The organism is Microbacterium sp. NPDC057407, from assembly GCF_042803895.1.
Taxonomy (GTDB): Bacteria; Actinomycetota; Actinomycetes; order Actinomycetales; family Microbacteriaceae; genus Microbacterium.
Genome location: NZ_JBHVCA010000002.1, coordinates 686,442 through 705,189 on the forward strand (window position 1 = coordinate 686,442; position 18,748 = coordinate 705,189).

15 protein-coding genes are annotated in these 18,748 nt (G+C 70.3%); 1 reads left to right on the plus strand and 14 read right to left on the minus strand.

Translation table 11 applies throughout. The features are described from left to right. Position 1: 1 nt before the first annotated feature. The 5 genes from ACFUTX_RS08175 to ACFUTX_RS08195 form a co-directional block, all read right to left on the minus strand. Positions 2–1,282: an MFS transporter gene (locus ACFUTX_RS08175; RefSeq protein ID WP_378862499.1), complete on the minus strand. Its 1,281-nt coding sequence runs from the start codon at positions 1,280–1,282 to the stop codon at positions 2–4. Beyond that, the gene (locus ACFUTX_RS08180; RefSeq protein WP_378862502.1) at positions 1,279–2,046 is read right to left on the minus strand and encodes a fumarylacetoacetate hydrolase family protein; all 768 of its coding nucleotides are present in this window, start codon (positions 2,044–2,046) and stop codon (positions 1,279–1,281) included. The genes ACFUTX_RS08175 and ACFUTX_RS08180 overlap by 4 nt, the downstream gene beginning before the upstream one ends. Positions 2,047–2,082: 36 nt before the next feature. Then, on the minus strand, positions 2,083–3,189 hold the full coding sequence (locus tag ACFUTX_RS08185; RefSeq protein ID WP_378862505.1) for a branched-chain amino acid aminotransferase: 1,107 nt from the start codon (positions 3,187–3,189) through the stop codon (positions 2,083–2,085). Positions 3,190–3,269: 80 nt separating this feature from the next. Further along, positions 3,270–4,328, minus strand: a complete 1,059-nt coding sequence (locus tag ACFUTX_RS08190; protein ID WP_378862508.1) for a 3-isopropylmalate dehydrogenase — start codon at positions 4,326–4,328, stop codon at positions 3,270–3,272. A 35-nt stretch (positions 4,329–4,363) separates the two neighbouring features. Further along, entirely contained in the window at positions 4,364–5,926 is a 1,563-nt protein-coding gene (locus tag ACFUTX_RS08195; RefSeq protein WP_378862511.1) for an MFS transporter, read from the minus strand. Positions 5,927–6,001: 75 nt separating this feature from the next. Here ACFUTX_RS08195 and ACFUTX_RS08200 point away from each other — a divergent pair, with 75 nt between their 5' ends. Further along, positions 6,002–6,547: a TetR/AcrR family transcriptional regulator gene (locus ACFUTX_RS08200; protein ID WP_378862514.1), complete on the plus strand. Its 546-nt coding sequence runs from the start codon at positions 6,002–6,004 to the stop codon at positions 6,545–6,547. 21 nt (positions 6,548–6,568) lie between these two features. Here the strand turns inward: ACFUTX_RS08200 and serA are convergent, their stop codons facing one another. The 9 genes from serA to otsB all read right to left on the minus strand — a co-directional run bounded on the left by serA (position 6,569) and on the right by otsB (position 18,745). Beyond that, complete coding sequence (gene serA / locus ACFUTX_RS08205) at positions 6,569–8,173, minus strand: phosphoglycerate dehydrogenase (protein ID WP_378862517.1); 1,605 nt, start codon at positions 8,171–8,173, stop codon at positions 6,569–6,571. 143 nt (positions 8,174–8,316) lie between these two features. After that, positions 8,317–8,682: a bacitracin resistance protein gene (locus ACFUTX_RS08210; RefSeq protein WP_378862520.1), complete on the minus strand. Its 366-nt coding sequence runs from the start codon at positions 8,680–8,682 to the stop codon at positions 8,317–8,319. Then, the gene (locus ACFUTX_RS08215) at positions 8,679–9,224 is read right to left on the minus strand and encodes a DNA polymerase III subunit gamma/tau (protein WP_378862523.1); all 546 of its coding nucleotides are present in this window, start codon (positions 9,222–9,224) and stop codon (positions 8,679–8,681) included. The genes ACFUTX_RS08210 and ACFUTX_RS08215 overlap by 4 nt, the downstream gene beginning before the upstream one ends. Positions 9,225–9,237: 13 nt before the next feature. Then, entirely contained in the window at positions 9,238–12,558 is a 3,321-nt protein-coding gene (locus tag ACFUTX_RS08220; protein ID WP_378862526.1) for a metallophosphoesterase, read from the minus strand. Positions 12,559–12,781: 223 nt separating this feature from the next. After that, positions 12,782–13,807, minus strand: a complete 1,026-nt coding sequence (gene ilvC, locus ACFUTX_RS08225) for a ketol-acid reductoisomerase (protein ID WP_378862528.1) — start codon at positions 13,805–13,807, stop codon at positions 12,782–12,784. Positions 13,808–13,852: 45 nt separating this feature from the next. Continuing rightward, on the minus strand, positions 13,853–14,362 hold the full coding sequence (gene ilvN / locus ACFUTX_RS08230) for an acetolactate synthase small subunit (protein ID WP_378862531.1): 510 nt from the start codon (positions 14,360–14,362) through the stop codon (positions 13,853–13,855). 4 nt (positions 14,363–14,366) lie between these two features. Further along, positions 14,367–16,169 (minus strand): acetolactate synthase large subunit, encoded by a 1,803-nt coding sequence (locus tag ACFUTX_RS08235; RefSeq protein WP_378862534.1) that lies wholly within the window; start codon positions 16,167–16,169, stop codon positions 14,367–14,369. 74 nt (positions 16,170–16,243) lie between these two features. Further along, positions 16,244–17,950: a dihydroxy-acid dehydratase gene (gene ilvD / locus ACFUTX_RS08240; protein ID WP_378862537.1), complete on the minus strand. Its 1,707-nt coding sequence runs from the start codon at positions 17,948–17,950 to the stop codon at positions 16,244–16,246. Positions 17,951–17,959: 9 nt separating this feature from the next. Beyond that, a complete protein-coding gene (otsB, locus tag ACFUTX_RS08245; protein ID WP_378862887.1) occupies positions 17,960–18,745 on the minus strand; it encodes a trehalose-phosphatase in 786 nt (261 codons plus the stop codon). Positions 18,746–18,748: the final 3 nt, after the last annotated feature.

Below are 18,748 nucleotides of genomic sequence, written 5' to 3' on the forward strand. Positions count from 1 at the left end.
TTCAGGCCGCCGCCTCCAGTGGAGGTCGCGTCCGTCCGAAAGGCGCCAGGAGAACCGTCGCGACCACGGCCACCCCGACGACCAGCGCGAGCCCGCCGTACCCGATCCACGCGAGCACGACCCCCGCGAGGATGGCTCCGACCGCGCCGACGAGGCTCATCACGAGGTCGCTGAGGCCCTGGCGCCGCGTGCGCTGAGCCTCGGACGACGCCTCTGTGAGCAGCGCCGATCCGCTGACGGTGGTGGCGCTCCAGCCCAGGCCGAGGAGCACCAGCGCCACGGTGACGGCACCCGTCTGCTCCTGCCCGAACGACGCCATGACGAGCGCGGCCGCAAGCAGCAGCTGCCCGATGAGGATCGTCGGGATGCGCCCCACTCGGTCGGACAGGATGCCGAAGACCGGCGAGAGCGCGTACATGCCGGCGATGTGGAGGCTGATGGTGAGGCCGATGATCGACAGCGACGCACCGTGATGGAGAAGATGCACGGGGGTCATCGCCATCACCGAGACCATGACCCCGTGGGCGGCCGCGACGGCGAAGATCGCGTAGCGGGCTACGACCGGATCGTCGGAGGTGGCGATCGCGGTGGCCGTCGCTCGCGCCGCCGCGACGACCCGCTGCGCGAGCAGAAGCGGGTCGGGCCGGAGGGCGATCAGATACAGCAGGATCGCGAGAGCCTGCGCCACGACGGTGATCAGATAGGGCCCGGTCAGCGCAGGCATCCCCACCGCGCGGCCCAGGGCCTCGCCCGGGCCGGTGAGGTTCGGGCCGAGCACCGCACCGATGGTCGTGGCCCACACGACGATCGAGAGGTCGCGCCCGCGGGTGGCATCCGTGGCCAGGTCGGCCGCGGCGAACCTCGTCTGCAGGTTCGCCGCCTGCCCGGCCCCGACGAGCCCGAAGGCGACGAGCAGAAGGGGGAAGGACGGGAGTGCGGCCGCTAAGATCACCAGCGCGACCCCGACCAGAGCGATCGACATCCCGGAGGCGAGCGACACGCGGCGTCCGCGACGGCGCGCGAGGGCAGCGAGCGGCACGGCGAGCAGGGCGGTCCCGAGCGTGACCGCAGCGGCGGCGAGTCCGGAGAACGCCTCGTCGCCCGAGACCTCCGCCGCGAGCACGGCTCCGAGCGACACCGTCGCGCCGAAGGCGACGCCGCCGAGGATCTGACCGCCCGAAAGCACCCAGACGGAGCGTCGCTGCACCCGCGCGACCGCCGCCGGGGCCAGGGACGCGGCATCCGGATCCGAGCCGCCCTGCTGTGACGGCTCGGTGCTCACGCTGACCGTGCGGTGTTGCGAAGCGTGCCGAGCCCGGTGATCTCGACGTCGACGGTGTCGCCGGCGGTGAGCTGACCGACGCCCGCCGGGGTTCCCGTGAGGATGACGTCACCGGGGAGCAGCGTGAACGCGGCGGAGGCGAACTCGATGATCTCGGGCAGCGAGAAGATCATGTCGCTGATCGGGCCGCGCTGACGCACCTCGCCGTTCACGCGGGTCTCGATGACGGCGTCGCCGCGCACGTCGAACTCGGTCTCGATCGCCGGCCCCAGGGGGCACGACGTGTCGAATCCTTTGGCACGCGCCCACTGGCCGTCGGACTTCTGCCAGTCCCGCGCGGTGACGTCGTTCGCGATGGTGTATCCGAACACGTGGTCGAGCGCCGCCTCGGCGGTGACGTTCCGCGTGATGCGGCCGATCACCGCGGCGAGTTCGCCCTCGAAGCTGACGAATTCCGAGTGCCGAGGCAGCACGACCGCGTCGCCGGGGCCGACCACCGCGGTGTTCGGCTTGAAGAACAGCATCGGCGCGGCTGGCACCTCGTTGCCGAGCTCGGCCGCATGATCGCGGTAGTTGCGCCCCACGCCGACGACCTTCGACCGCGGGATCACCGGTGCGAGCAGAGCCACATCGGACAGCGGAACCCGCTCACCCGTCGTCTCGAACCCGGCGAACATCGGATCGCCGTCGAGCACGACGAGATCGCTCTCGTCGACGATCCCGAACCTGATGGCGTCGTTGTGGCTGAAGCGTGCGATCCTCACCCGTCCACCCTAGTCAGAGCCCCGGACCGCGCCGAGTCACCCGTCCAGACGCACCAGCCAGCCGTGCTTGTCTTCGCGGCGACCGTACTGGATGTCGGTCAGCTCCTCGCGCAGCGACAGCGCGAGCTCGCCGATGGGCTGCTCGTCGACGAAGTCCTTGCCCTTGAGCAGGCCGATCGGGGTGACGACGGCGGCGGTGCCGCAGGCGAAGACCTCGACGATGTCACCGGATGCCACGCCCCGGCGCCACTCGTCGAACGCCACCGCTCGTCCCTCGACCTTGTGGCCGCGATCGATCGCGAGCTGCAGGATCGAGTCGCGCGTGATGCCTTCGAGGATGGAGTCGGACTGCGGCGTGACGAGCGTGCCGTCCTTGTAGACGAACACGACGTTCATCCCGCCGAGCTCTTCCACGTTGCGGTCCTGGTCGAGGAACACGACCTGGTCGCACTCGTTCTCGTAGGCCTCGGACTGCGGAAGCAGCGACGCGGCGTAGTTGCCACCCGTCTTCGCGGCGCCCGTCCCGCCCTTCCCGGCGCGGGCGTAGTCCTCGCTGAGCCAGATCGACACCGGCTGCACCCCGCCCTTGAAGTAGGCGCCGGCCGGCGAGGCGATGACGTAGTAGCCGACCTTGTGCGCGGGGCGAACGCCGAGGAAGGCCTCCTTCGCGAACATGAAGGGGCGCAGGTAGAGGCTCTGATCGGCACCCGACGGCACCCAGTCGCCGTCGACGGCGATGAGCTCGCGGAGGGACTGGATGAAGTACGTCACCGGCAGCTCGGGCAGCGCGAGCCGGCGCGCCGATCGCTGCAGACGGCGCCCGTTCTGGTCGGGGCGGAAGGTGTGGATCGAGCCGTCCGCGTGCCGGTACGCCTTGATCCCCTCGAAGATCTCCTGGCCGTAGTGCAGCACGGCCGCGGCGGGGTCGAGAGACAGCGGGCCGTACGGCTGGACACGCGGGCGGTGCCAGCCGCCGCCGACCGACCAGCAGATGTCGATCATGTGGTCGGTGAAGCTGGTGCCGAAGCCGGGGTTCGCGAGGATCTCGGCGCGCTGCTCGGCGGATCTGGCCTGCAGGTTGCGGTGAACGGTGAACGAGAGGGGCGCGAGACCGGTGTCGGGGTCGGAGTCGATGAGGGTCATGTCTGGCCTGTGCTTTCGTGCCTTCGAGGCTTCATGCGGGCGATGCCGCGGTGGTTCGACGCGATGCCTGAGACCCCAGGTTACGCCTGGAGGGCCGCGACGATGGAGTCGCCGATCTGCGCTGTGGTGCGGGGCTCGGTCCCCCGCTCGGCGATGTCGGCTTCGACCGCACGGGTGACGGCTTCCGACTCCGCCCGCAGCCCGAGGTGGTCGAGCAGCAGGGCGGTGGACAGGATCGCGGCCGTGGGATCGGCCTTCTGCCGGCCCGCGATGTCGGGCGCCGATCCGTGCACGGGCTCGAACATCGAAGGGAACGCGCCGTCGGGGTTGATGTTGCCCGATGCGGCGAGGCCGATGCCACCGGTGACGGCGCCGGCCAGGTCGGTCAGGATGTCGCCGAAGAGGTTGTCGGTGACGATCACGTCGAAACGGCCCGGGTTCGTGACCAGGAAGATGGTGGCCGCATCGACGTGGAGATAGTCTACGGCCACGTCGGGGTGCTCCGAGGCCACCGCGTCGACGACCCGCTTCCAGATTCCGCCCGCGTGCACCAGCACGTTCGTCTTGTGCACGAGGGTGACCTTGCGGCGTCGCCGCTCGGCCAGGTCGAAGGCGTAGCGCACCACCCGCTCCACCCCGAACGCCGTGTTCACCGAGGTCTCGTTGGCGATCTCGTGCGGGGTCCCCGTGCGGATCGATCCGCCGTTGCCGACGTAGGGCCCCTCCGTCCCCTCGCGGACGACGACGAAGTCGATGTCACCGGGATCGGCGAGAGGTCCGGGAACGCCGGGATACAGCTTGGACGGGCGAAGGTTGACGTAATGGTCGAGCTCGAATCGCAGTTTGAGGAGCAGGCCGCGCTCGATGTTCGCGTCCTTCAGCCTCGGGTCGCCGGGCACGCCGCCGACCGCCCCGAGGAGGATCGCGTCGTGCGCCTTGATGGCCTCGAGGTCGTCGTCGGTGAGGGTGTCGCCGGTCTCGAGATAGCGGGCGGCTCCGAGCGAGAACCTGGTGGTATCGAAACGGATGCCGCTCCCCGCGGTCGCCGCATCGAGCACCTTCTCGGCCTCGGCGATCACCTCGGGACCGATCCCGTCGCCGGGGATGACGGCCAGCTTCACGACACCTGATTCCTGCACGCACGCCTCCTCGTCGGCGCCCGGCGCGCACTCGCTCAGTGCTCGGACGCGGGCGCGGACCTCTCCAGGGTAGTGGCCGCGACGAGCGCGGCGACGACGATGAGTCCCGCGCCGATCAGCGCTGTGACCCCCACTCCCGCATCGAAGGCGCGGGCCGCCGCTTCGCGAAGCTGGGCGCCCAGCGCGGGGTCGAGAGCGGCACTGGCCGCGATCGCTCCCGCGAGGGTTTCGCGCGACGCGGACGCGACCTCGGCGGGCACGCCGTCGGGAAGCACGAGGTTGGCGCGGTAGAGCGCGGTCAGCAGACCGCCCAGGACCGCCGTCCCCAGGACCGCGCCCAACTCGTACGCGGTCTCGGACACCGCACTGGCCGCACCCGCCTTCTCGGGGGGTGCGCTGGAGAGGATCAGCTCGTTGGAGACGGTCTCGGCCATCCCGATCCCGATGCCGAGGGCGACGAAGGCCAGGGTCAACGCGAGGACCTGTCCCCCGCCGGCCGTCACCGCGATGACGACGTAGGCGATCACCGAGACCGTCAAGCCCGCGGGAACGATGACGCGGGCCGAGAAACGGCGCGACAAGGGAACCACGAGGAGCCCCGCGGCGATCATCGCGACCAGCCCGGGCACGAGAGCGAGCCCGGCCTGCAGCGGCGAGAGCCCGGCGATGAGCTGCAGGTGCTGGGCGACGAAGAACAGGAATCCCACGAGAGCGATGACGCTGAGGAGGTTCACGACGATCGCCCCGCTGAACGATCCCCGGCGGAAGAGCGCCATGTCGAGCATGGGCGTCTCCGACCGCAGCTGGCGCCGGACGAAGAGCGCGCCGAACGCGATGCCGACGACGAAGAGCGGCACGGCGGGTCCGCCGGGACCGTGCACGGCGAGCTCCTTGATCGCGTACACGACGGGAACGAGCGCGGCCAGCGACAGGACGATGCTCACGGGGTCGATCCGCCCCGGCCGGGGGTCGCGGCTCTCGGGGACGAGGATCGGCGCCAGCACGAGGAGGGGAAGCAGCACCGGCACCGACATCAGGAACACCGAGCCCCAGGCGAAGTGCTCCAGGAGGACGCCGCCGACGATCGGCCCGAGCGCCGCGCCCGCGGAGAAGCCGGCCGCCCAGATCGCGATGGCCAGGCGCCGCTGATCCCGGTCGGTGAAGATGCTCCGAAGCAGAGACAGGGTGGACGGCATCAGCATGGCCCCGAAGACGCCCATACCCGCGCGAGCCGCGATGAGCAGGCCGGCGGTCGGCGCGAACGCCGCGAGCACGGAGACGACGCCGAAGCCGGTCGCGCCGATGAGAAGCATCCGCCGCCTCCCGAACCGATCGCCCAGCGCGCCCATGGTGACGAGAAGGCTCGCGAGGACCAGCGGGTAGGCGTCGATGATCCAGAGCTGCTCGGCGCTCGAGGGGCCGAGGTCGAGGGCGATCTCAGGCAGTGCGAAGCTCAGCACCGTGTTGTCGACCGAGACCAGCAGCACCGGGAGCATGAGCACGACCAGCGCGGCCCACCCACGCCAGCCCGCGCGCTGCGCGGCGGTCGCGTTCCCCGCGTTCATGCGGGGCGTCCGTGGGGTCGTCGAGATGGTCATGTCCGAGTCCGTTTCTATACCGTCCAGTCGGTATAGTATCAGGATCAGCGGGCCCCTGTCGATACGATCGACCGCATGAGTCGTCCTCCCCTGGCACGCGAGAAGGTGCTCGACGCCTTCGAAGCGATTCTCATCGACGAGGGCGAGCGCGGGGCCACGATGGACGCCACCGCTCGGGCGGCCGGTGTGTCGAAGGGCGGCCTGCTCTACCACTTCGGTTCGAAGGAGGCGCTCGAGTCGGGTCTCATCGAGCGGCTCAACGTCCTCGTCGACGAGGACATCGCCGCGATCGAGGCGGCCGAAGAGGGCCCCATCGCGTACTTCCTGCGGTCGTCGGCAATGGAGAACGATCCGCTGGACCGCGTTCTGATCGCCGTCGCCCGGCTGGCGCAGGGCGGCGACGCGGCGTCGGGCGATGCGCTGCGTGCAGTCCGCGACCGCTGGAGCGACGCCATCCGCCCTCACGTGGCCGACGACGCCGCGCATGACCTGGTGATGCTCGTGAGCGACGGGCTCTACTACAACAACGCCCTGTCGGGCGGCGGCATCGCGCACCCCGTGCCCAAAGGACGCGAGATGGACGCCCTCATCGCCCTTGTGGAACGCGCCACCCGCCGCTGAGACGGCCGGCCGCCGCCGTGGTCAGGACTCGGTGATCTCGATCTGGCGGAACAGGTCGGCGTGGATGGCGGAGCGGACCTCGTCGAGCAGGTCGTCCGGCACCGGAGAGTCGACCGTCAGCACGGACAGCGCCTGGCCCCCCGCCTCGCGGCGTGCGATCTGCATGCCCGCGATGTTGATGCCCGCCTCGCCGAACTTCTGCCCGTAGACCGCGACGATGCCGGGTCGGTCGGTGTACACCATCACGACATGGTGCTTCTCGATGGGCAGCTCGATCGCGTAGTCGTTGATGCCGACGAGCTTCTCGATCTGCTTCGTGCCGGTCAGGGTGCCCGACACCGAGAGCTGGGATCCGTCCGACAGCGCACCGCGCAGCGTGATGATGTTGCGGTACTCGGGGCTGTCGTCGTCGACCAGCAGCCGCACCTCGACCCCACGCTGCTCGGCGAGCAGGGGCGCGTTCACGTACGACACGGTCTCGCTCACGATGTTGGTGAAGAGCCCCTTGAGCGCGGCGAGCTTGAGCACGCTCACGTCGTAGGAGTTCAGCTCGCCGTGCACCTCGACGTCGAGGCTCGTCAGCGGCGAGTGCGCGAGCGCGGCGAAGATCTGACCGAGCTTCTCGACCAGCGGGATGCCCGGACGCACGTACGGGTCGATCACGCCGCCCGCGACGTTGACGGCATCAGGCACGAGCTCGCCGCCGAGGGCGAGGCGCACGGAGCGCGCCACCGACACTCCCGCCTTCTCCTGCGCCTCCTCGGTGGAGGCGCCCAGGTGAGGCGTGACGACGACGTTGGGCAGGTCGAGCAGGGCACGCGCCGTGCCGCCCTCCGCCGGCGGCTCGGACGTGAAGACGTCGAGTCCCGCGCCCGCGATCTCGCCGGTGGTGAGCGCCGCGTGCAACGCCTCCTCGTCGATGAGCCCGCCGCGCGCGACGTTCACCACGAACGCCGTCGGCTTCATGATCCGGAACTGCTCGGCGCCGATCATTCCCGTCGTCTCGGGTGTCTTGGGCATGTGGATGGTGACGAAATCGCTCTGCTCGAGCAGCTCGTCGAGTCCAAGCAGCTGGACGCCCAGCTGCTGGGCGCGGGCACTCGTCACGTACGGGTCGTAGGCCACCACCCGCATGTCGAAAGCTTGCAGCCTCGCGGCGATGAGGGCCCCGATGCGTCCCAGGCCGATGATGCCCACCGTCTTCTCGAACAGCTCGGTGCCGGTGTAGGCGCTGCGCTTCCACTGCCCCTGCGCCAGCGACGCGTGGGCGGCGGGGATGCGACGGGCGAGGCTCAGGATGTGCCCGACCGTCAGCTCGGCGGCCGAGATGATGTTCGAGGTCGGGGCGTTCACGACCATGACGCCCGCGGTGGTCGCCGTCTTGATGTCGACGTTGTCGAGTCCGACGCCGGCCCGGGCGACGACCTTCAGGGCGGGCGCGGCCTCGAGGGCCTCGGCGTCGATCTTGGTCGCCGAGCGGATCAGCACGGCGTGGGCGTCGCGGAGCGCCGCCAGCAGGCCGGGGCGGTCGGTGCCGTCCACGTGGCGCACGTCGAAGTCGGGCCCGAGAGCGTCGATCGTGGCGGGAGAGAGTTCTTCGGCGATCAGCACGACAGGCTTCGTCACGGATGTTTCCTTCGGGGGGCGGTGCGCGAAGGCGCGATGCAGAGCGGATGCCGCGCCGCACGCCAGCGGGGGCGAGGCCTGTGCCAGCCTATCGCGAGCCGAGCGCACGCCCGGACTCTGTGACGCCGCCGGTCGGCGCTCTGTCAGCCGAGCAGCGAGGCGCCGTACACCGCCGCATAGGCGATGACGTTCATCCAGAACACCGCGACCACGCACAGCCCGGCGAAGAGCACCAGGGCGAACTCCACGGCGGTGCGACGCCATCCGATGACGAACACCACCGCGAATGCCAGCAGAGGGAACACGACCGCGAGCAGCAGCACGAACCAGCCGTAGCCGTTGAGCCCGAGCGGTCCGCTGGCCTGCGCGACGAGGAAGGCAAGCGCGTTCCACAGCGCGTAGGCGTAGAACAGGCCGAAGATCACCGAGATGGTGACGATCAGCCACGTCGGCATGCGACGGCGGTCGGCCGGTGCGGATGCCGCGGCATCCGTCGTCATCTCGCTCATCGCCCGATCGCCCCCACCATGATGAACGGCCACGGCACGAGGAGGACCACTCCGCCCACGAGCCAGGCGAACCGGACCCACAGCCTGCTGCTGCGGGTGAGGACCAGCGTGGTCGCGAACCAGGCGAGCGGGGCCAGCACCGCCAGCCACAGGCTCACCTGGTAGGCCAGCGGCGCGACGAGGAACTCCGCCGTCCCCTGCAGGCGCAGCCCGCCGATGAGCCAGCCGATCGCGTACAGCAGCGAGAATCCCCCGATCACGCCCAGCGAGATGAGCTCGGCGTTACCCATCGTCGACGGCGCGGACTCGTCGTGCTCCGGCGCCGCCGCCGCCGCGGAATCCGGCACCCGCGCCGCATCGGCGTACGCCTCGCTGCCCTTGCCGACCGGTGTGAACCCGGGCGGGAGATCCCGTGCCGGATCGTTCTTCGACGGCGGATCGTCGGACGCCGCATCGCCGTCTCCGCCGGACACACCGACGTCGAGCGTCGGATCGTCGTCGCCGTCCCAACTGAGGGCGTCGTCGTCGCGTCCGGAAGTCACGGGTCCAGCGTAGTCACCCCGCTGCCAGGCGACGCGCGGGGCCCCGCGCATCGACCGCCTCGGCGTCGGCAGGGGCGAACGTGACCGCTTGCGTGTCGAGAGCCTTCGCGTACTGGAGTCGGAGGCGCACGGCGAACTCGTCGTCGGCCTCGGTGTACCGGTGCTGGAGGCCGCGCTCGAGTATGCGCCACGGTCGTTCGGCCGACGCGGTGGTGTCGTGGCCGTTGTCGGGCACGAACTGCCGGTAGTCGTACGGGTGGCTCGCCGTGGCGCCCAGGGACGGCGAGAACGTGTCGACCGCGAGCACCCCGGCCGCCAGATCCACCTGCAGCAGCCGTTGGAACCCGGTCGCCCGCTCCCCCGTGTGCGTGCGGAACTCCTGGTAGTCGGCGAGCGCCTCCAGCACGGTGTGACCGGCGAGACCGCCGGCGTCGTGGGTGACGACGGCGCCGATCCCGTGGAAGTGGCCCGACAGCACCAGCACCACGTTGCGATGGGGTGCGACGACTCGTTCCCACAGCACGTCGCCGCGCGAGAGCCAACGGGAACTGGTGGACCGTTCGGGGTCGTCGACCGCTGATTTCGGTGTGAGGTGCTCGTGCGTCGAGATCACGACGTTGGCATCGTCATGCTCCCCGACGATCTCCTCGGCCCAGGCGATCTCGCGCTCTCCGTACGCGTAGGGCAGCGAGATCATGACGAACTCCGCTCCGCCGGCGGTGAAGGACGACCAGCTCGCGCTGTTGTCGCCCGCCGCGATCGACGCGCCGTACCAGGGGCGATCCTCATACCGCTCCGGTGGGAAGTACTCGTTGAACAGGTCGTTCGACACTCCGCGCTTGTTGTCGTGGTTGCCCGGCAGCACGCTGTTCGGCACGCCCGCATCGTCGAGCACGCGCTGCATCTCCGACGCCGTCGCGAACTCGCGGCGCGCTCGCTCCTCCCGCTGATCGGGGTCCACCCAGTTCTGGACGAGGTCCCCCGTGTGCGTCGCGAAGGCGATCTTGCGAGGTTCGGCGTTGGCGGCGATCCACGCCACCTGGCTCGCGTACACCTCGGGGTACGCCTCGGAGTAGTACTGGGTATCGGTCAGGTGGCTGATCGCGACGTCGTAGTCGTCCGGCGCGGCGATCCCCGCTGCGTCCTCGGCCGGTGACGTGGCGCGAGGAACCACCTGCACGAGCAGCTCCGCAACGCCGCCTTCCGCCTCACCGCGTGCGAGCCGGCCGCGGAGCGCCACCTCCTGGTCTGCGGCGCCCGAGGTCGCCGGGCCCGCACCTGTTCGGACGTCGAGCGTACGCCAGGCGGAGGCATCCGGATTCCACACCGACAGGCGCACCTCTGCTCGCCCGACCGTGCGACCGCTCCACCCGACGACGCCCTCCGCCTCAGCCTCGACCCTCAGCCGGAGGTGCGGGAAGGCGTAGCCGTCGTCGCGAACCGACAGCTCGGCGGCGGGGTCGAGGGAGCGTTCGCGCGCGATGCGCCGGGCGGTCAGCGGCCCATCCGCCGAGCCCGTCCAGGCGGCGAGCACCCGGGCGGTGGGACCGGATGCCTCGGCCGGCGTCACCGGCGCCGAGGCTGCCGCCGAGTCGGCGCTCCGCGCGGGGACGGCCGCCATCGCCTCGTCCAGTGCGGTGGCCGCCACGACGTACGGGTCGGCGGCGGCGCGTCGATCGATCGCTCCGGGTGTGGCGACCTCGCGCACGAAGTCGGTGTCGTCGTCGCCCGTGAAGCGGGCGCGCTGCCACGTCTCGCCGCGCAGGCGATCGACCCCGAACGTCGGCAGCGACAGGCCCTTGGTGCACGGGCTCGCTACCTCGATGCTGTCGTCCATCTCGTTGCGGTGGAAGACTCCGGCACTGTCGACCCGGCGGCCCGCGTCATCCTCCAGCCAGACGCCGAAGCCGGACAGCTCCAGTTCGTCGTGGAACACCGCATCCGCCGAACCCGCCGCCGCGGTGCGGGTGAGGGCGGCGACCCACGTCTCGCCGGGGGCGAGGACCGTGCCCGCGGCGACGACGGCGAGGTCGTCGAACCGCCGGAATCCGTTCGAGCCACAGGCGATGAGGCGCCACCCGGACACGTCGACCCTGTGGTCGCCGTAGTTTGCGACTTCGACGAAGTGGTGACGCTCCACGCCCGCGATCGCCGGGTCCGCTGCCAGCTCGCTCAGCGCGACACCCCGTTCACGGGGGTAGCCGAAACCCGCGGCCGCCACCCCGCGCGTCTCGGTGACGTTCCGCCAGCCCGGGGTGCGCGTGCCGATGACGAATCCCCCGTCGGCCTGACGCTGCCAGCTCTCGCCCGTGCGGTAGTCGAGCGCCGCGGGAAGCGGCTCGGGGTCGCTCTGGCACGCGGTGTCGCCTCGGGACGACACCGAGACGCCGTCGACTCGTCGTCCGTCCGCGTCGATGAGCACCGCACCCGAGACGAGATCCGCGAGCGACGTGGCCGTGCGCACGTCCGGCTCGCCGACGAACTCGGGTCCTCCCACCACGAGGCGGCCACCGACCGCGAGCACATCGGCCGAGCCGAAGCGATGCTGCAGCGCTTCGGTCGGCATCGTGCCGTCGGCGGTGCAGCGGTACAGGCGCCAGCCGTCGAGGCGCTGCGGCTGCGTCCCGGCGTTCCGCAGTTCGACGAAGTCGTCCCCGTGCCCGGCGGGGCCCGCGGCGGCGATCTCGTCGAGGCGGACGGATGCCGACCCCGACGGTTCCGCGCGCCCGACGTTCGGGGCGCCCGGGGTCGCCGTCGCCCGTACCCAGCCCGCCGGTGTCCGCTGCCAGCTCTCCCCGAGCGCCCAGCCGAGCGTCACCGGGAGATTCGGCGAGGGGGCGCACTCCGTCTGCGTCGGCTCGGGCGCGTTGGCGTACACCGCCACCGCGTCGACGACGGCACTGTAGGGATCGAGGAGGACCAGGCCGAACCCCGTCGCGGGAAGCACCTCGGTGAAGACCGCGTCTGACGGCGCCCCCTGATGGCTCATGTGCCGCACGGTGAATCGGTCGCCCGGACCGACCACGACTCCCGTCAGATCCACCTCAGGCCGCGAAAGCTTCGCGCGCAGCCCCTCTTCGTCGCATCGGTACACGCTCCACCCGCTCAGGTCCAGCGCCCGGCTGGTCGTGTTGCGGAGCTCGAAGAAGCCGTCGGAGGGTCCGGCGGGTCCGCCGTTCGACACCTCGTCGATGACGATCCCCGGCCGCTCGGCGACCCCGGTCGCCCCCGCCGCGGCGGACGGCGGCAGCACGACAGGAACGAGGACGACGAGCGCCGAGACGAGAGCGGCGATGACGGGCAGAAGGGCGAGAGGGCGAGGCTCGACGCGCACACCGTCAGCGTCCCGGCGCGCTGTGAATCACCGTGGACGGACGGGCCTCCCAGAGGTGAACGGGGTCGGACGCGTTCACTCTCACCGCCGTCACGAGGAAGGGCCGCCCCCTTGTGGGAGACGGCCCTGGCCGAGCGGCCCCCGCGCTGGGGACGCACGCACGGCGATCGAAGAGTCGCGCCGGCTCGATCGGAGCACGGCACGACCCCTCGAGAACGTCAGGTCAGCGCGCCGCGCTTCCTTCGGTGTAATCGGCGTCCTGCTGCTTCCAGGCGAAAAGCCCGCGCAGGTCGCGGCCGACCTCCTCGATCGGGTGCTGAGCGGCCTTGGCTCGCAGCTCCTGGAACTCGACGGCGCCGTTGTCCTGGTCGGTGATGAACCGCTCGGCGAACGCACCCGACTGGATGTCGGCGAGCACCGCCTGCATGTTCTCCTTCACGTGCGGGTCGATCACGCGCGGGCCCGAGACGTAGTCGCCGTACTCTGCGGTGTCGGAGACCGACCAGCGCTGCTTGGCGATGCCGCCCTCCCACATGAGGTCCACGATGAGCTTCAGCTCGTGGAGCACCTCGAAGTAGGCGATCTGCGGCTGATAGCCCGCCTCGGTCAAGGTCTCGAAGCCGTACTGCACGAGCTGCGACACACCACCGCACAGCACCGCCTGCTCACCGAACAGGTCGGTCTCGGTCTCCTCCGTGAAGGTGGTCTTGATGACGCCGGCCCGCGTGCCGCCGATCGCCTTCGCGTACGACTTCGCGACGTCCCAGGCCTGGCCCGAGGCATCCTGCTCCACGGCGATGATGTCGGGGATGCCGCGGCCGGCGACGTACTCGCGGCGGACCGTGTGACCCGGCGCCTTCGGTGCGACCAGGATCACGTCGACGCCCTCGGGCGCCTGGATGTAGCCGAAGCGGATGTTGAAGCCGTGCGCGAATGCCAGGGTCTTCCCCGGGGCGAGGTGGGGCTTGATCTCGTCGTTGTAGATGCCGCGCTGGTGCTGGTCCGGCGCGAGGATCATGATGAGGTCGGCCCACTCGGCGGCGTCGGCCACGGTCTTCACCTCGAAGCCCTCGTCCTGCGCCTTCTGGGTCGACTTCGAGCCCTCCTTGAGCGCGATGACGACCTCGACGCCGGAGTCGCGCAGGTTCTGCGCGTGGGCGTGGCCCTGAGAGCCGTAGCCGACGATCGCGACCTTCTTGCCCTGGATGAGCGACAGGTCGGCGTCGTCGTCGTAGAAGAGTTCGGCCATGGATATCTCCTTGATTGATCGGTTCGGGAAGTCGGATGCCGCGGCTCAGCCGCGGAGGACGCGCTCGGTGATGCTCTTGCCGCCGCGGCCGATCGCGAGAAGACCGGACTGGGCGAGCTCTTTGATGCCGAAGGGCTCGAGCGCGCGCAGGAACGCCTCGACCTTGCCCTTGTCGCCCGTCACCTCGACGACGAGAGCGTCGGCGGCGTAGTCGACGATCGACGCGCGGAAGAGGTTCACGACCTCGAGCACGTTGGATCGGCTCTGATTGTCGGCACGGACCTTCACCAGCATGTGCTCCCGCTGGACGGATGCCGCCGGGTCGAGCTCGACGATCTTGATGACGTTGACGAGCTTGTTGAGCTGCTTGGTCACCTGCTCGAGCGGGAGTTCGTCGACGTCGACCACCACGGTGATCCGCGACAGACCGGGGATCTCGGTCACCCCCACCGCGAGCGATTCGATGTTGAAGCCGCGGCGGGCGAACAGCCCCGCCACGCGGGTCAGCAGACCGGGCTTGTCCTCGACGAGGAGACTCAGCACGTGCGTCGTCATGCGCTCAGTCCTCCTGCTCGAATCCGGGCGCGTGGTCGCGCGCGTACTGGACATAGCTGTTGCTCACGCCCTGGGGCACCATCGGCCACACCATCGCGTCGGCGCTCACGACGAAGTCGATGACGACCGGCCGGTCGTTGGTCTCGAGCGCCGTCTTGATCGCGGCATCCACGTCCTCTTCCTTCTCGACGCGGATCGCAAGGCAGCCGTACGCCTCCGCCAGCTTGACGAAGTCCGGGATCCTGACGGTGTCGTGCCCGGTGTTGAGGTCGGTGTGCGAGTAGCGGCCGTCATAGAAGAGGGTCTGCCACTGGCGCACCATGCCGAGGGACGAGTTGTTGATGATCGCGACCTTGATGGGGATGTTGTTGATCGCACAGGTCGCGAGCTCCTGATTGGTCATCTGGAAGCATCCGTCGCCGTCGATCGCCCACACATGGCGATCGGGCTGGGCGACCTTCGCACCCATCGCGGCCGGGACCGAGTACCCCATCGTGCCGGCGCCGCCGGAGTTCAGCCACGCGTTCGGTCGCTCGTAGGAGATGAACTGGGCAGCCCACATCTGGTGCTGACCGACGCCCGCGGCGAAGATGCCTTCCGGACCGGTGAGCTCGCCGATCCGCTGGATCACGTACTGCGGGGCCAGAAGCCCGTCGGTGGTGGGCGCGTAGCCGAGCGGGAACTCGTCGCGGAGGCCGTCGAGGAACGACCACCACTCGGAGATGTCGCGCGGCGTCGACGCAGCGGCCGACCGGTACGCGGCCTCGAGGTCGACGAGGACCTCCTTGAGGTCCCCCACGATCGGCACGTCGGCGGTGCGGATCTTCGAGATCTCAGCGGGGTCGATGTCGACGTGGACGACCTTGGCGTGGGGCGCGAACAGCGCCGCCTTGCCGGTCACCCGGTCGTCGAAGCGGGCGCCGAGCGACACCAGCAGGTCGGCTTCCTGCAGCGCGAGGACAGCCGGCACCGTGCCGTGCATGCCCGGCATGCCCAGGTGCTGCGCGTGCGAGTCGGGGAAGGCGCCGCGCGCCATGAGGGTGGTCACCACCGGCGCGCCCGTCGCCTCGGCGAGCGTCAGCAGTTCCGCCGACGCCTGCGCGCGAATCACGCCGCCGCCGACGTACAGCACCGGCTTCTTCGCCTCGGCGATGAGCTGCGCGGCCGCCTGGATCTGCTTGCCGTGCGCCTTGGTCACCGGCCGGTAGCCCGGCAGGTCGATCTTGGGGGGCCACACGAAGGGCACCTCCGCCTGCTGGGCGTCCTTCGTGATATCGACCAGCACCGGCCCGGGTCGGCCGGTACCGGCGACCTCGAACGCCGCAGCGATCGCTCCGGGGATCTCGGACGCGTCCTTCACCAGGAACGAGTGCTTCGTGATGGGCATCGTGATGCCGACGATGTCGGCCTCCTGGAACGCGTCCGTGCCCATCAGGTTCGAGAAGACCTGACCGGTGATGCACACGATCGGAACGGAGTCCATGTACGCGTCGGCGATCGCCGTGACGAGGTTCGTCGCCCCCGGACCGGACGTCGCGATGGCGACGCCGACCTTGTTGGAGGCGGCCGCGTAGCCCTCGGCCGCGTGGCCGGCACCCTGCTCGTGACGGACCAGGATGTGGCGCAGCGCCGTGGAGTCCATGAGCGGGTCGTAGACGGGGAGGATGGCGCCGCCCGGCAGTCCGAAGACGTCGGTGACGCCCAGAAGCTCGAGCGAGCGGACGACCGCCTGGGCGCCCGTGAGCACGGGCGCGGTGGCGGTGCGAGCGGGTGGCCGGGGAACGGCCGTGGCGGTTTCGGCGGGCATGGTGATGATCCTGAGTGGTTCGGTGGCGGGAGGAGACGCGGCGGTCGCCGCTGCCCCACCCGCCGGGATGGGATTCAGCCTGTCGTCGCGCCCTCTGCGGCAGAGCGCACGAGACGGGAGTACTTGGCAAGGACGCCACGGGTATAGCGCGGGGGAAGCGGCTCCCAGCCAGAGCGGCGGGAGTCGAGCTCTGCATCGTCGACGAGTAGGTCGAGACTGCGAGCCGCGATATCGACCCGTATCAGATCACCATCGCGCACGAAGGCGATGGGACCTCCGTCCACCGCTTCGGGTGCTATGTGGCCGATGCACAGGCCGGTTGTGCCGCCTGAGAATCTGCCGTCCGTCAAGAGTAGTACATCTTTTCCGAGCCCCGCGCCCTTGATGGCCGCGGTGATCGCCAGCATCTCGCGCATGCCCGGGCCGCCCTTCGGGCCCTCGTAGCGGATGACCACGACGTCGCCGGCGACGATCTCGCCCGCCTCCAGTGCGTCCATCGCGGCGCGCTCGCGCTCGAACACGCGCGCGGGCCCCTCGAAGACGTTGCCGTCGAAGCCGGCCGACTTCACCACCGCGCCCTCGGGAGCGATCGACCCGTGGAGGATCGTGATGCCGCCCTTCTCGTGGATCGGGTCGGCGAACGAATGGATCACCGTGCCGTCGACCGGATCGGGGTCGAGCTCGGCCAGGTTCTCGGCCATGGTCTTGCCGGTGACCGTGAGCGCGTCGCCGTGGATGAGACCCTCGTCGAGCATGGCCTTGAGGATCACCGGGATGCCGCCGTGACGGTCGACGTCGTTCATGACGTAGCGTCCGAAAGGCTTCATGTCGGCCACGTGCGGCACGCGGTCGCCGATGCGGTTGAAGTCGTGGAGGCTGAGTTCGACGTCGGCTTCGCGCGCGATGGCGAGCAGGTGCAGCACCACGTTGGTCGAGCCGCCGAGGGCCATCGCGAGAGCGATCGCGTTCTCGAACGCCTCCTTGGTGAGGATGTCGCGGGTCGTGATGCCCTGACGCAGGAGGTTGACCACCGCCTCGCCCGACCGGTGGGCGAAGTAGTCGCGGCGACGGTCCGCCGACGGGGGCGCCGCCGACCCGGGGAGGCTCAGTCCGAGCGCCTCGGCGACCGAGGCCATGGTGTTCGCGGTGTACATCCCACCGCACGCGCCCTCACCGGGCGCGATCGCGCATTCGATGCGCTTCAGGTCGGCCTCGCTCATCTTGCCGGCAAGGCAGGCGCCCACGGCCTCGAACGAGTCGATGATCGTGACGTCCTTCTCGGTGCCGTCCGACAGCTTCACCCACCCCGGGGCGATCGAGCCTGCGTAGAGGAACACGCTCGAGAGGTCGAGGCGCGCGGAGGCCATGAGCATGCCGGGGATGGACTTGTCGCAGCCGGCGAGCAGCACCGACCCGTCGAGGCGCTCGGCCATCATCACGGTCTCGACGGAGTCCGCGATGACCTCACGCGAGACGAGTGAGAAGTGCATGCCCTCGTGGCCCATCGAGATGCCGTCCGAGACCGAGATGGTGCCGAACTGCAGCGGGTAGCCGCCGCCGGCGTGCACGCCCTCCTTCGCGCCCTGCGCGAGCCGATCGAGGCTGAGGTTGCAGGGCGTGATCTCGTTCCAGCTCGACGCGATGCCGATCTGCGGCTTGTCCCAGTCGGCGTCGCCCATGCCGACGGCCCGCAGCATTCCGCGGGACGTGGTCGCCTCGATGCCGTCGGTGACGACCCGGCTGCGCGGCTTGATGTCGATGGAGTTGTCAGGCTGGGGCATGGGGGAAGTCTATTCCCGCGCCGAGGACCGATCGTCCGCGATGACCCTCAGGAGCTCCGCCATGGCGGGGATGTCGGGCACGCTCACCCCGGCCGCTGTGTCGCCCGCGCCGACGTGGACACCGAGGTCGCCGGGACGGAGGCTGCGCAGCGCGTCCTCGTCGGTCACGTCATCTCCGGCGAAGAGGACGGCCGAGGCATCCGTCCGCGCACGCAGCTCGGCGACCGCCGAGTCCTTGCCCTCGTGCCGGAACGCGTACTCGACGATGTTGTGCCCCGTGCGGCGGCGCCAGTTCGGGGCTTCGGCGGCGACGAGAGCGTCGACCAGGCGATTCGCCTCGTTCGCGTCCGCCGGGGTCGCACGGCGGGTGTGCACGCCGAATCCGAACCGCTTCGGCTCGATCCACACACCGGGGAGGATCGCCGTCTCGTCTTCGGCGTGCGCGCGCAGCTGGTCGCGGAGCGCGGCATCGCCCGGGTCGTCCTCGTGGGTGATGGCGCCCTCGCCGGGCACCCAGAACTCGGCGCCGTGCGACCCCGCGAGGATCAGGGGCGAGTCGTCCCCGTGCTCGGCGATGACGCGGAGGTCCGACAGGCTTCGCCCCGACACCAGCGCGACGAACGTGCGAGGCGCCGCGACGAGCGCGTCCACGGCCGCGCGGGCCTGCGGCAGCATCCGCGCGTCCATCGGCTCGTTCTCGAGCGGCGCGAGGGTGCCGTCGAAGTCGAGGGCGACCAGCAGACGATCGGATGCCGCGATCCCGGCGACCGCGCGCCGCAGGTCGTCGGCCGACATCGC

Excerpts from the sequence above, each read along its gene's own strand:
- ACFUTX_RS08210 (WP_378862520.1), bottom strand. The coding sequence starts at position 8,682 with ATGAGCGAGATGACGACGGATGCCGCGGCATCCGCACCGGCCGACCGC.
- ilvC (WP_378862528.1), bottom strand. The coding sequence starts at position 13,807 with ATGGCCGAACTCTTCTACGACGACGACGCCGACCTGTCGCTCATCCAG.
- ACFUTX_RS08185 (WP_378862505.1), bottom strand. The coding sequence starts at position 3,189 with ATGACCCTCATCGACTCCGACCCCGACACCGGTCTCGCGCCCCTCTCG.
- otsB (WP_378862887.1), bottom strand. The coding sequence starts at position 18,745 with ATGTCGGCCGACGACCTGCGGCGCGCGGTCGCCGGGATCGCGGCATCC.
- ACFUTX_RS08235 (WP_378862534.1), bottom strand. The coding sequence starts at position 16,169 with ATGCCCGCCGAAACCGCCACGGCCGTTCCCCGGCCACCCGCTCGCACC.
- ilvD (WP_378862537.1), bottom strand. The coding sequence starts at position 17,950 with ATGCCCCAGCCTGACAACTCCATCGACATCAAGCCGCGCAGCCGGGTC.
- ACFUTX_RS08200 (WP_378862514.1), top strand. The coding sequence starts at position 6,002 with ATGAGTCGTCCTCCCCTGGCACGCGAGAAGGTGCTCGACGCCTTCGAA.
- ACFUTX_RS08195 (WP_378862511.1), bottom strand. The coding sequence starts at position 5,926 with ATGACCATCTCGACGACCCCACGGACGCCCCGCATGAACGCGGGGAAC.
- ilvN (WP_378862531.1), bottom strand. The coding sequence starts at position 14,362 with ATGACGACGCACGTGCTGAGTCTCCTCGTCGAGGACAAGCCCGGTCTG.